At 67.4% G+C, this 13,955-nt stretch carries 10 protein-coding genes; all 10 read left to right on the forward strand.

The window, feature by feature from the left end; translation table 11 throughout:
• Positions 1–237: 237 nt before the first annotated feature.
• Positions 238–2,079 carry a type VII secretion AAA-ATPase EccA gene (gene eccA / locus AC5Y21_RS18750; protein WP_499914542.1) on the forward strand — a complete coding sequence of 614 codons (1,842 nt, stop codon included), beginning with the start codon at positions 238–240 and terminating at the stop codon, positions 2,077–2,079.
• Positions 2,076–3,716: a type VII secretion protein EccB gene (gene eccB, locus AC5Y21_RS18755; protein WP_499914544.1), complete on the forward strand. Its 1,641-nt coding sequence runs from the start codon at positions 2,076–2,078 to the stop codon at positions 3,714–3,716. The genes eccA and eccB overlap by 4 nt, the downstream gene beginning before the upstream one ends.
• Entirely contained in the window at positions 3,713–7,696 is a 3,984-nt protein-coding gene (gene eccCa / locus AC5Y21_RS18760; RefSeq protein ID WP_499914546.1) for a type VII secretion protein EccCa, read from the forward strand. The genes eccB and eccCa overlap by 4 nt, the downstream gene beginning before the upstream one ends.
• Before the next feature lie 34 nt (positions 7,697–7,730).
• Complete coding sequence (locus AC5Y21_RS18765; RefSeq protein ID WP_499914548.1) at positions 7,731–8,039, forward strand: PE family protein; 309 nt, start codon at positions 7,731–7,733, stop codon at positions 8,037–8,039.
• 2 nt (positions 8,040–8,041) lie between these two features.
• The gene (locus AC5Y21_RS18770) at positions 8,042–9,571 is read left to right on the forward strand and encodes a PPE family protein (protein WP_499914550.1); all 1,530 of its coding nucleotides are present in this window, start codon (positions 8,042–8,044) and stop codon (positions 9,569–9,571) included.
• Positions 9,572–9,628: 57 nt separating this feature from the next.
• Entirely contained in the window at positions 9,629–9,922 is a 294-nt protein-coding gene (locus AC5Y21_RS18775) for a WXG100 family type VII secretion target (RefSeq protein ID WP_499914552.1), read from the forward strand.
• Between the two features lie 38 nt (positions 9,923–9,960).
• Positions 9,961–10,251 carry a WXG100 family type VII secretion target gene (locus AC5Y21_RS18780; RefSeq protein WP_499914554.1) on the forward strand — a complete coding sequence of 97 codons (291 nt, stop codon included), beginning with the start codon at positions 9,961–9,963 and terminating at the stop codon, positions 10,249–10,251.
• A 10-nt stretch (positions 10,252–10,261) separates the two neighbouring features.
• Positions 10,262–11,149 (forward strand): ESX secretion-associated protein EspG, encoded by an 888-nt coding sequence (locus tag AC5Y21_RS18785; RefSeq protein ID WP_499914556.1) that lies wholly within the window; start codon positions 10,262–10,264, stop codon positions 11,147–11,149.
• 47 nt (positions 11,150–11,196) lie between these two features.
• On the forward strand, positions 11,197–12,648 hold the full coding sequence (eccD, locus tag AC5Y21_RS18790; protein WP_499914558.1) for a type VII secretion integral membrane protein EccD: 1,452 nt from the start codon (positions 11,197–11,199) through the stop codon (positions 12,646–12,648).
• Positions 12,645–13,955 (forward strand): type VII secretion-associated serine protease mycosin (mycP, locus tag AC5Y21_RS18795; protein ID WP_499914560.1); only part of this gene is annotated, 1,311 nt, incomplete at its 3' end. The genes eccD and mycP, both read left to right, overlap by 4 nt.

Below are 13,955 nucleotides of genomic sequence, written 5' to 3' on the forward strand. Positions count from 1 at the left end.
CAGTTGATACTGAAAATCGTTTTCATTAAGTTGACCGGTTAACGGCCCGTGTGGGCTAGCGAGAGTAGGGGACAAAGGGGAAGCCTGGTGACCGTCCGAAACACCCTGGCCAGCAGGGCAAGCGCGGGAGACGAGCAGTGAGGCGACAGGGACCCCGCGCCTCGACAACCAGCTTAGGTAATGCTAACTTCAGGCGGGTTAGGTTAGGTAACACAACATACGGGAGACGAAGCGGCCGTGGAACGCGGTGACACTGGCGTGCTTGCCGCTCAGCCAGGCATTTCTCGGGTCGACGGCGACGTCGTCAGCAGGTTCGCTACTTGCTGCCGCGCGCTCGGCATAACGATCTATGAACGTCAGCGGCCGGCCGACCTGGACGCCGCTCGGTCGGGTTTCACCGCACTCACCCGTATCGCTCATGAGCAGTGCGATGCGTGGACCGGCCTAGCCGCGTCGGGTGACGTGTCACTGCGAGTGCTGGAAGCCGTTTCGCGGACCGCGCCCACCGCAGGCGTGCTGCAACGCCAAGTGGAATTGGCACCGGGGATCCTGGGCTTCCGCTACGACACCGGAATGTATCTGCAGTTCCGTGCCACCGGACCCGACGATTTTCACCTCGCGTACGCGGCGGCGCTGATATCGGCGGGAGAGTACGCCGAGGCTAACCAGCTGATCAGCGAGGTTACCGAGCGTCGCCCGAGCTGGCGGGAAGCCCGTTGGGCCACGGTCGTGCTCAACTACCGCACCGAGCGCTGGTCGGATGTCGTCAAGCTGCTGACGCCGATCGTCAACGACCCCGCTCTCGACGCGGCTTTTTCACACGCGGCCAAGATCACTCTGGGTACCGCGCTGGCCCGGCTGGGCATGTTTGCCCCGGCGTTGTCGTATCTCGAGGAGCCCGACGGCCCCGTCCCGGTTGCGGCGGTCGATGGCGCGCTGGCGAAAGCGCTGGTGCTGCGTGCGCATGTCGACGAGGAGTCGGCCAGCGAGGTTCTTCAAGACCTGTACGCCGCCCACCCGGAGAACGAGCAGGTCGAGCAGGCCCTGACGGACACCAGCTTCGGGATCGTGACCACCACCGCGGCCCGGATCGACGCCCGCACCGATCCGTGGGATCCCGCCACCGAGCCGAGCGCCGACGACTTCGTCGACCCCGCGGCTCACGAACGCAAGGCCGTACTGCTCCACGAGGCCGAATGCCAGCTCGCGGAATTCATCGGCTTGGAAGAAGTCAAAAACCAGGTGTCGCGGCTGAAGAGTTCGGTGGCCATGGAACTGGTCCGAAAGCAGCGCGGGCTGACGGTTGCCCAGCGCGCCCACCACCTGGTCTTCGCCGGACCGCCCGGGACCGGCAAGACCACCATCGCCCGCGTCGTCGCCAAAATCTATTGCGGCCTGGGCCTGTTGAAGCGAGAGAACATCAGAGAAGTCCATCGCGCCGACCTGATCGGTCAGCACATCGGCGAGACCGAGGCCAAGACCAACGCGATCATCGACAGCGCACTGGACGGGGTGCTGTTCCTCGACGAGGCCTATGCCCTGGTGGCCACCGGAGCCAAGAACGACTTCGGGCTGGTAGCCATCGACACCTTGCTGGCCCGCATGGAAAACGACCGCGACCGCTTGGTAGTCATCATCGCCGGGTATCGCGCCGACCTGGACAAGTTCCTGGACACGAACGAGGGTTTGCGCTCGCGCTTCACCCGCAACATCGACTTTCCGTCGTACTCGTCGCCCGAGTTGGTCGAGATCGCACACAAGATGGCCGAGCAGCGCGACAGCGTCTTCGAAGAGGCCGCGCTGGAGAATATGGAGGCGTTGTTCTCCAAGTTGGCCCAATCGTCGACACCCGACGCGAACGGCATTTCGCGACGCAGCCTCGACATCGCGGGCAACGGCCGGTTCGTCCGGAACATCGTCGAACGCTCGGAAGAAGAACGTGAATACCGGCTGGACCACTCCGAAAATGCCGGAACCGGTGAGTTCAGTGACGAGGAACTGATGACCGTCACCGCCGAGGACGTGGCCAAGTCGGTAGACCCGCTGCTGCGTGGTCTCGGGCTTTCGGTGCCGGCATGACGGGCCGCGAATCGGACCGGGACTGGGATTCGGAAGGCGACGGAGCCCGGCGCTCGTTTGCCTCCCGCACCCCGGTCAACGAAAACCCGGACGCGGTGGTCTACCGCCGCGGCTTCGTCACCCGCCACCAGGTGAGCGGATGGCGGTTCGTGATGCGCCGGATCGCCTCCGGAATCGCTTTGCACGACACCCGGATGCTCGTCGACCCGCTCCGGACCCAGTCGCGTGCGGTGCTGATGGGGGCGCTGATCCTGATCACCGGTCTGGGGGCCTGCTTCGTTTTCTCCCTGATCCGGCCCAACGGTCAGGTGGGCAACAACACCATCCTCGCGGATCGCTCCACCGCAGCGCTCTACGTGCGGGTCGGCGAGCGCCTGCATCCTGTGCTGAATCTGACCTCGGCGCGGCTGATCGCCGGTAAGCCGGACAACCCCACGACGGTGAAAAGCACTGAACTGGACCGCCTTCCGCGCGGCAACCTGATCGGCATCCCGGGAGCACCGGAGCGGATCGTGCAGAGCACCGCACATGACGCGAACTGGACGGTGTGCGACACCATCAGCGGACCCATGCAGGGCGGACGCGCCGGCCACAGCACCGGCGTCACGGTGATCGCCGGCCCACCCGACAGCCAGGGTGCGCGAGCGGGCGCCCTGACCGCCGAGCAGGTGGTGTTGGTCGACAACGGCGACGGCACCTGGCTGCTGTGGGAGGGCAAGCGTAGCCGGATCGACGTGGCCGACCACGCAGTGACCAACGCGCTGGGTCTCGGCACCAACCTGCCCGCACCGCGGCCCATCGCCCCGGGGCTGTTCAACGCCATACCGGAGGCACCGCCGCTGGCCGCCCCGCCCATCCCGAACGCCGGCAATCCGGCAAACTTCCCGGTACCGGCCCCGATCGGCGCGGTGGTCGTCGCCTACAGCTTGGAGCAACACTCCTCCGACACCTACTACGCGGTGTTGCCGGACGGTCTGCAGCCGATCTCGCCGGTGCTCGCCGCGTTCCTGCGTAATGCCAATTCCTATGGCCTGCAGCAGCCACCGCGACTCGGTGCGGACCAGGTCGCGAAGTTGCCGGTGTCGCGGATGCTGGACACCGCACGCTATCCCGCCCAGCGGGTCACGCTGGTCGACGCTGCGCACGATCCGGTCACATGTGCGTACTGGAGCAAACCCGCCGGCGCCGCCACCAGCGCGCTGCGTCTGCTGTCCGGTTCGGTGCTGCCGGTGCCTGAGGGAGTACAGACCGTCCCACTGGTCACCGCCGGCGCGCCCGGTGCCGCGGGTGCCGCGACGCAGGTCGCCCTGGCGCCCGGTACCGGCTACTTCACCCAGACCGTCGGCGGCGGTACCGCCGCACCACCCACCGGCTCACTGTTCTGGGTGTCCGACACGGGGGTGCGCTACGGCATCGACACCGAGGTGGGCAACGGCAGTGGCGGACGATCCAAAACCATTGAGGCCCTTGGCCTGAACAACCCGCCGCTCGGCATCCCATGGTCGATCCTGTCGCTCTTCGCGAACGGGCCGACGCTCTCGCGCGCCGACGCGCTGCTGGCACACGACGGCCTGGCGCCCGATACCAGGCCCGGCCGCGCCGCTGAAGCACAACAGGCCGAGGGGTCGCACCGATGAGCAGACTGATTTTCGAGGCCCGCCGGCGGCTGCCACCTCCGAGCACTCGCAAGGGCACCATCACCATCGAGGCGCCTCCCGAACTGCCGCGAGTGATTCCGCCCTCGTTCCTGCGCCGCGCCATGCCGTATCTGATCGTGATCCTGATCGTCGGCATGATCGTCGCGCTGGTCGCCACCGGGATGCGGCTGATCTCCCCGCAGACCTTGTTCTTTCCGTTCGTGCTGCTGCTGGCCGCCACGGGGTTGTACCGCGGCAACGACAAGAAGATGCGCACCGAAGAGGTCGACGCCGAGCGGGCCGACTATCTGCGGTATCTCTCGGTGGTGCGGGACAACATCCGCACCCAGGCCGCGGAGCAACGCGCGGCGGCGGAGTGGTCCCACCCCGATCCCACGGAACTGGGAGCCGTGCCGGGCTCACGCCGGCAGTGGGAGCGTGATCCGCACGACCCCGACTTTCTGGTGTTGCGGGCCGGACGGCACTCGGCGCCCCTGGCGGCTCCGCTGCGGGTCCAGGACACCGCCGACGAGGTCGACCTGGAACCAGTGGCGCACAGTGCATTACGCAGCCTGCTGGACGCCCAGCGCACCGTCCGCGACGTGCCGACCGGAATCGATTTGACCAAGGTCTCCCGGATCACCGTTCTGGGGGACCCCGCGGAGGTCCGCGCCGCGTTGCGCGCCTGGATAGGCCAAGCGGTGACCTGGCACGATCCGACCGTGCTCGGGGTGGCGCTGGCCACCCGCGGTCTGGAGAGCCGCGACTGGTCCTGGCTGAAGTGGTTGCCGCACGTCGACATTCCCGGCCAGCTGGACGGTGTGGGCCCGGCCCGCTACCTGACGACCGACCCCGACGCGCTGGTCGCTCTGATGGGTCCGGCTCTCCTGGACCGCCCGCCGTACGCCGGCGAGCCGGCCGACGCGCTGCGGCACCTGCTGATCATCGTCGACGATGCCGACTACGACCTGGACGCCTCGACGCTGGCGGTAGGCCGCGCCGGGGTCACCGTGGTGCACTGCTCGGCGAAACCGCCGCACCGCGAACAGTATTCCGACCCGGAACGGCCGATCCTGCGCATCGCGCGCGGCGCGATCGAGCGCTGGCAGACCGGCGGGTGGCAGCCGTATATCGACGCCGCCGACCAACTCGGAATCGACGATGCCGCGCACCTGGCCCGCCGGCTGTCGCGGTGGGACTCCAACCCAACTCACGCCGGGTTGCGTTCGGCAGGTACCCGCGGCGCCAGTTTCACCACCCTGCTTGGCATCCCGGACGCGTCACGACTGGATGTGCCCACGCTGTGGGCACCGCGCCGCCGCGACGACGAACTGCGGGTTCCGATCGGCGTCACCGCGACCGGCGAGCCGCTGTACTTCGACCTCAAGGACGAAGCCGAGGGCGGGATGGGCCCGCACGGCCTGATGATCGGCATGACCGGTTCCGGGAAATCGCAGACCCTCATGTCGATATTGTTGTCGCTATTGACAACTCACTCGGCAGACCGGCTGATCGTCATCTACGCCGACTTCAAGGGCGAGGCCGGAGCCGACAGCTTCCGCAACTTCCCGCAAGTCGTCGCGGTGATCTCCAACATGGCCGAGAAGAAGTCGCTGGCCGACCGCTTCGCCGACACGCTGCGTGGTGAGGTGGCGCGCCGCGAGGTGCTGCTGCGCGAAGCCGGCCGCCGAATTCAGGGCAGCGCTTTCAATTCGGTGACCGAATACGAAAACGCGGCCGCCGCGGGACATGACCTGCCTCCGATTCCCACGCTGTTCGTGGTCGCCGACGAGTTCACCCTGATGCTGGCCGATCACCCCGAGTACGCGGAATTGTTCGACTACGTGGCGCGCAAGGGTCGCTCGTTCCGTATCCACATCTTGTTCGCGTCCCAGACGCTGGACGTCGGCAAGATCAAGGACATCGACAAGAACACCTCGTACCGCATCGGTTTGAAGGTCGCCAGTCCCAGCGTTTCCCGTCAGATCATCGGTGTGGAGGACGCCTACCACATCGAGTCGGGCAAAGAGCACAAGGGAGTGGGCTTCTTGGTACCCGCTCCCGGCGCCACCCCGATCAAATTCCGCAGCACCTATGTCGATGGCATCTACGACCCGCCGCAGGCCGCTAAAGCCCTTGTCGTGCAATCGACTCCGGAGCCCAAACTGTTCACCGCGGGTCTGGTGGAGTCGGATCAGGGCACGGTGATATCCGGCGACGAGGACGACGAATCGGCCGGCCCGCCGCGCAAGTTGATCGCGACCATCGGGGAGCAACTGGCGCGTTACGGGCCGCAGGCGCCGCAGCTGTGGCTGCCGCCGCTCGACGATCCGATCCCGCTGACGACGGTGCTGGCTCGTGCCGGTGTGCCGCAACGGCAGTGGCGCTGGCCACTCGGCGAGATCGACAAGCCGTTCGAGATGCGCCGCGACCCGCTGATCTTCGACGCCACGTCGTCGGCTGGAAACATGGTGATCCACGGCGGTCCGAAATCCGGCAAATCGACTGCGCTGCAGACATTTATCATGTCGGCGGCCAGCCTGCACGCCGCCCATGACGTCACGTTCTACTGCCTGGACTACGGTGGCGGCCAGCTCCGGGCACTGGAGGATCTGGCCCACGTCGGCAGCGTGGCGTCGCCGCTGGAGCCCGAACGTATCCGTCGCACCTTCGGCGAGCTGGAGCAGCTGCTGCTGTCACGCCAGCGGCGAGAGGCGTTCCGCGACCGGCCCGGCAGCGGTCGGGGCAACGGCCACGGCAATGGTTCGGCGCCCGATGACGGGTTCGGCGAGGTGTTCCTGGTCATCGACAACCTCTATGCCTTCGGCCGTGACAACACCGACCAGTTCAACACCCGCAACCCGTTGCTGGCCAAGGTGACTGAGCTAGTAAATGTGGGGATGGCGTACGGCATCCACGTTATTGTCACCACCCCGAGCTGGCTGGAGGTGCCGTTGGCGATGCGGGACGGCCTCGGGCTGCGCCTCGAGCTCAAGCTGCACGACTCGCGCGACAGCAATGTCCGGGTGGTCGGTGCACTGCGCCGTCCGGCGGACGCCGTCCCGCACGACCAGCCGGGCCGCGGGTTGACCATGGCCGCAGAGCATTTCCTGATCGCGACTCCGGGGCTGGACCAGGTTCCCGAGATCAATGCCCGCTACCCCGGGGTGGCCGCGCCGCCGGTGCGGTTGCTGCCCACCAACCTGTCGCCCGACGCCCTCGGTGTGCTGTATCCGGGACCGGAACAGGTGGTCATCGGCCAGCGCGAAGAGGATCTCGCGCCCGTCGCGGTCGATTTCGCGGATAACCCGTTGCTGATGGTCTTCGGCGACAGCAAGTCCGGTAAGACCACTGTGCTGCGGCACATCATCCGGACCATCCGCGAGCACTCTTCGGCTGACCAAGTGGCGTTCACGGTGCTGGATCGTCGGCTGCATCTCGTCGACGAGCCGCTGTTCCCGGACAACGAATACAACGCCAACATCGACCGGATCACCCCGGCGATGATCGGCCTGGCCAACCTCATCGAAGCGCGGCGGCCACCGGCGGGCCTGTCGGCGGCCGAGCTGTCCCGATGGGCGTACCGGGGCCACACGCACTACCTGATCATCGACGACGTCGACCAGATCCCGGATTCGCCGGCGGTGAGTGGTCCGTACATCGGGCAACGGCCGTGGACCCCGCTCATCGGATTGCTCAGCCAGGCCGCCGATTTGGGCCTTCGGGTGATCGTCACCGGGCGCGCCACCGGATCCGGGCACGCCCTGATGACCAACCCGTTGCTGCGCCGCTTCAACGACCTGCAGGCCACCACGTTGATGTTGGCGGGCAACCCGGCCGACAGCGGCAAGATCCGCGGTCAGCGGTTCAGCCGGTTGCCCGCCGGACGGGCGATTTTGTTGGGCGACAGCGATAGTCCGACCTATGTGCAGTTGGTCAATCCCTTGATCAGCGAGGGAATCGAGGGGATGGCCCGGTGATGATCAGTGAAACGCAGGAGAAGGAGGGATTGTCATGACATTGCGAGTGGTTCCCGAGGGGCTGGCCGCGGCCAGTGCGGCGGTCGAGGCGCTGACGGCACGGTTGGCGGCGGCGCATGCGGCCGCGGCCCCGTTGATCACCACGGTGGTGCCGCCTGCGATTGATCCGGTGTCCTTACAGACCGCGGTCGGGTTCAGTGCCCAGGGTGAGGAGCACTCCGTCGTCGCCGCCCAGGGTGTGGAAGAGCTGGGTCGCGCCGGTGCGGGTGTGGGCGAATCCGGTGCCAGCTACCTGGCCGGCGACGCCGCAGCTGCCGCTACCTACGGGATCGCGGCCGGCTGAAGGTGATCGCGCCCATCTGGATTGCTTCGCCGCCGGAGGTGCATTCGGCGATGCTGAGCGCCGGTCCTGGACCGGGGCCGCTGTTGGCGGCCGCCGGGGCATGGACCTCGCTCAGCACCGAATACGCTTCGGCGGCAGCAGAACTCAGTGGGCACCTGGGGGCGGTGCAAGCGGGGGCATGGCAGGGACCGAGTGCCGAGCGGTATGTTGCGGCACACGCGCCGTACCTGGCGTGGTTGACGCAAGCCGGCATCAATGCCGCAGGAGCGGCGGTCCAGCACGAGGTTGCCGCGGCGGCCTACACCGCTGCCTTGGCGGCAATGCCCACGTTGGCGGAGTTGGCCACCAACCACATGGTGCATGGGGTGTTGGTAGCGACGAATTTCTTTGGGGTCAACACCATTCCGATCGCGCTCAACGAGGCCGACTACGTGCGGATGTGGCTGCAGGCCGCGACCACCATGGGTGTCTACCAGGCGGCAGCCGGCGCGGCGCTGGCGTCGGCGCCGCGTACCAGCCCGGCGCCGATGGTGCTGACTCCCGGTGCCGAGGCGGAACCGGCGGCGAATCTGAATCAGTCAGCCGCGACGGCGCAGGCCACGAATTCCGGTTCGGCACTGGACAGTTCGGACACCGGTGCCCAATGGCTGCAATCCCTCATACGGTCGCTCGAGAACTTCCTGTCCAATCCCCTCCAATCGATTCAGCAGATGCTGAGGGATTTCCTGACCAACCCGGCGGGGGCCCTGGTTGCCTGGGGACCGTTGCTTTTGGTGGTCGCGTATCAGGCGTTCTGGCAGCCGGTCGGATGGGGCTTTTGGATCGGCGTCATGAGTCTGCCCATTTTGATACCCGCCATCGTGGTGGGGACGATGGCTTACCTCGGTCTGCTCGACCCCGATGCCTTTCCCGACCTCACTGTTCCGGCGGATGCGACCCCGGTGTCGGGCGGTGCGGGTCAACAGAGTTTCCCGGCCGCCGCGCTCACCTCAACTATCGCGAGCCCTCCTGGCGCTCCGGCGTCAGCGCCGGCGCCGGGTGTTCCCGCGGGCACGGTACCGGCGGGAACTCCGGCGGCGGCGAGTTTCCTCTATGCGGTGGGCGGCATCGACGGCGGGGGACCCGTCGAAGGGCCGACATTAGGCGGTCGCGGCGGGGCCAAAGCACCCGCGGCGACCATCCCCGCGGCCGGCGCGGCAGCGCCGAATCGCGCCGAAGCACGGGCGCGGCGACGCCGGCGCGCCGCGATGCACGACCACGGCGACGAGTATCTGGACATGGACTCCGACATCGGTGTCGTCCCCGATTTCGGTTCGGGCGCTTCGGATCAGGGCGCCGGACCGCTGGGGTTTGCCGACACCGCGCGCAAAGACACCGCTGTGCAGGCTGCGGGATTGACCATGCTGGCCGGCGACGAATTCGGCGGTGGCCCAAAGATGCCCATGGTGCCGGGAACTTGGCAATTGGGCCCGTCGGGTCCCAGTGCGCCCGACGAGGCTGGAGGAGCCGGGGAAGGGGGGACCCGCAGTTAGCGAAAGAGTTCAGAACAAGCTGTTCATTAACCGAAACCCGAAGGGAGAGAAGTCATCATGAGTATGTTGGATGCACATATTCCGCAGTTGGTAGCCGCCGAGTCGGAGTTCGGCACCAAGACGGCCCTGATGCGGCACACCATTGGTCAGGCTGAGCAGGCCGCGTTGTCGGCACAGGCCTTCCACCAGGGCGACTCCGCATTGGCGTTCCAGGCTGCGCACGCCCGCTTCGTCGAGGTGGCGGCCCGGGTCAACACGTTGCTGGATATCGCGCAGACGAATTTGGGCGCTGCCGCCGGTACGTATGTGGCCACCGACGCCGCAGCCGCGTCGACTTACACCGGATTCTGACCCGGACCGACCAACCAAGGACCTGAAAGGACATTTTGATGTCGCAGATCATGTACAACTACCCGGCGATGCTGGGTCATGCCGGGGATATGACGGGCTACGCCGGCACCTTGCAGGGGTTGGGTGCTGACATCGCCAGCGAGCAGGCCATCCTGTCCAACGCCTGGCAAGGCACCACCGGCCTGACCTATCAGGCGTGGCAAGTCCAGTGGAACCAGGCCATGGACGACTTGGTGCGCGCCTACCAGGCGATGGCCGCGACCCACGAGTCCAACACCATGGCCATGATGGCGCGCGATGCCGCCGAAGCCGCCAAATGGGGCGGCTAGCACTCCCTGGATGAGCGTCGAACCAAATGCCGTCGAGCTGACGGTCGATAACGCGTGGTTCATCGCAGAAACCGTTGGAGCGGGCACGTTTCCATGGGTTCTGGCGATCACCTCCCCCTACCGCGATGCTGCGGAGCGGAAAGCGTTTTTCGACCGTCAGCGCGCCGAACTGACCGAGCTGGGTCTGTTGGTGCCGGACGGTCCCGAAGACAGGGTCAACCCGGCGGTCGCCGAGTGGATCCGGGTGGTCTGTTTTCCGGATCGCTGGCTGGACCTGCGTTTCCTGGGGCCTGCCCCGGCAGGCAGCGCGGGCGAGCTGTTGCGCGGCGTGGTCGCGCACCGCGCGACGCATGACGGCACCACCTCCAAGGCGGTGGTCGCGCTGCGCAATGCGCAGTTGATCACGTTCACCGCAATGGATGTGGACGGCCCCAAAGCGCTGGTTCCGGTCCTCGGCGTCGGCCTGGCGCAGCGCCCACCGGCGCGGTTCGACGAGTTCAGCATGCCGACGCGGGTCGGTGCCCGGGCCGACGAGCGGTTGCGGTCGGGCACCCCGCTCGCGGAAGTCATTGATTACCTGGGTATCCCGGAATCGGCCCGACACGTCGTGGAGTCGGTGTTCTCCGGCCCGCGCAGCTACGTCGAGGTCGTCGCCGGCTGTCGGCGCGACGGCCAGCAATGGACCACCGAAGTCGGGATGAGTGTCGTGGACACTACGGCGGGCCGGATCCTGGTGAGCCCGACCCGCGCGTTCGACGACGAGTGGGTCTCGACCTTCAGCCCCGGCACGCCCTTTGCGATCGCCGTCGCGATCGAGCACCTGATCGCCACCTTGCCTGACAGCCAATGGTTCTCCGGCCGGCGGGTGTCCCGAGATTTCTCCGTCCAAACCTCTTAAACCTCGTAACAACACCCAGATAGAGAAGAGAGCACGATGTCCGACGAATGGCCCCAACACTTGCCGAGGGTCCGGTGACGTCCGGCGCCGTCATGCCGATTGTCCGCGTTGCGATCCTCGCGGACAGCAGGTTGACGGAGATGGCCTTGCCCGCGGAGTTGCCGCTGCGGGAAATCCTGCCCGCGGTGCAACGTTTGGCTGTTCCGGTCGTTCCCGATGGTGAGGCCGACGATCCTGCTGACGTCGGTACGACTGCCCACCTGAGCCTGGCTCCCGTCGGTGGTGCGCCATTCAGCCTGGACGCCAGCCTGGACACCGTCGGCGTAGTCGACGGCGATCTGCTTGCGCTGCAGCCGGTGCCGATCGGTCCCGCCGCACCCGGCATTGTCGAGGACATCGCCGACGCCGCGATGATCTTCTCCACCTCCCGGCTAAAGCCTTGGGGCACAGCGCACATCCAGCGCGGTGCGCTTGCGGCGGCGATCGTCGTCGCCCTGCTGGCGACCGGCTTGGCGGTCACCTACCGGGTGGCAACCGGTGCGCTGGCCGGACTGCTGGCGGTCAGTGCCGTCGCGGCGGTCATCGCGGTGACCGGTTTGGTGGTTAGGACGCGTTCAGCGGCGGCGGGTATAGCGCTGTCGATCGCTGCCCTGGCGCCGATCGGTGCCGCATTGGCGTTGGCGGTGCCCGGCAAGTTCGGTCCGGCGCAGTTGATGCTGGCCGCTGCCGGTGTCGCCGCGTGGTCGTTGATCGTGCTGATGGTGCCCGGCCTCGAGCGTGAGCGCACGGTCGCCTTCTTCACCGCGTCGGCGGTCGTCGCATCCGTCGTCCTGCTGGCGGCCGGCGCCGAAATGCTTTGGCAACTGCGAATACTGGCCATCGGCTGCGGCCTGATCGTGGCGGCCCTGCTGATCACCATCCAAGCGGCTCAGCTTTCGGCGCTGTGGGCGCGCTTCCCGTTGCCGGTCATCCCGGCGCCGGGTGACCCCACGCCGTCGGCGCCGTCGTTACGGGTGCTGCAGGATCTGCCGCGGCGGGTGCGCGTCAGCGACGCCCATCAGAACGGCTTCATCGCCGCGGCGGTGCTGCTCAGCGTGCTGGGGTCGGTGGCGATCGCGTTGCGGCCCGAAACCGTAAGTGGTTTCGCCTGGTATGTGGTGGGCGCAACGGCGGCCACCGCCGTGCTCCGGGCCCGGGTGTGGGATTCGGCCGCGTGCAAGGTCTGGCTGCTGGCCCAGCCCTACCTGGTCGCCGGTGTGCTGTTGGTGCTCTACACGGCGACGGGACGCTATGCGGCGGCCCTGGGCGCGGCGGTGGTACTGGTAGCGCTCCTGTTCGTGTGGCTGGTGGTCGCGCTGGACCCGGCTATCGCCTCACCGGAAAGCTATTCGCTGCCGCTGCGTCGGCTGCTGGGCTTTGCCGCCGTTGGTCTGGACGCTTCGCTGATCCCGATCATGGCCTACCTGGTCGGTCTGTTCAGCTGGGTGCTCAATCGATGATCCGAGCCGGATCCGTCCGTCTCACAGCGGCTTTGACCGCTTTCGCGGCAGCCGTAGCGTGGACCTGTCCACCGGCCGTCGCCATCACCAGCCCGAAGGTCGACCCGGCCGTGCCGCCGCCGAGCGGTACCCCGGGACCCGGCCAGCCGATGGACCAGCGCGGCGTGTGCAGCACGTCCGGAGTCATCCCGGGCACCGACGTCGGCGTCGCGACGCAAAGTCAGTCGATGCTGGATCTTCCTGGGGCGTGGCGGTTTTCGCGGGGGGACGGCCAGCTGGTCGCGGTACTGGACACCGGCGTGCGGCCGGGCCCGCGCCTGCCCAACGTCACGGCGGGCGGCGACTATGTGGAGACGACCGACGGCCTGACCGACTGCGACGGGCACGGAACCCTGGTCGCGGGAATCATCGCCGGCCAGCCGGCAGAGGACGGTTTCGCGGGAGTAGCACCCGCGGCGCGGCTGGTGTCGCTGCGGGTGACCTCCGCGAAGTTCTCGCCGAAGATCCCGGGCGGTGATCCACTGCTGGCCCAGGCAACCGCGGACGTCGCGACGCTGGCTCGGGCGATCGTGCATGCGGCCGACCTCGGTGCCCGGGTGATCAACATCTCTTCGATAACCTGCCTGCCCGCCGATCGGCCCATCGACCAGGCGGCCCTGGGCGCGGCGTTGCGGTATGCGGCGGTGGAGAAGGACGCGGTGATCGTGGCCGCCGCGGGAAACACCGGGCCGACCGGATCGGTCGCAGGTGGAACGTCCTGCGATTCCAATCCGCTCACCGATCTGGGGCGGCCGCAGGATCCACGGAACTGGGCGGGCGTCACGTCCGTCTCGATTCCGTCGTGGTGGCAGCCGTACGTGCTGTCGGTGGGTTCCCTGAAACCGGATGGGCAGCCGTCGAAGTTCACCATGGCCGGGCCGTGGGTCGGCATCGCGGCGCCCGGCGAGAACATCGTGTCGGTCAGCAATAGCGACGGCGGCGGCCTCGCCAATGGGCTGCCCAACGAACACCAGCAGCTATTGGCACTCAGCGGCACCAGCTATGCGGCCGGGTATGTTTCGGGCGTCGCGGCGCTGGTGCGCAGCAAGTATCCGGCACTGACCGCGGAGCAGGTGGTGAGCCGTATCACCGCTACTGCGCACAACGGCGCCCGGGCGCCGTCCAACGTCGTCGGCGCCGGCACCGTTGACCCGGTGGCGGCGTTGACCTGGGAACTGCCTGCGAGCCCGACCGGTGCGGCGGGCACCTCCCAGGTCAGGCCGGTCGCTGTTCCGCCTGCACCGGCACCGAAGGACAACACACCGCGG

This window comes from Mycobacterium sp. NGS41 (genome assembly GCF_059812725.1).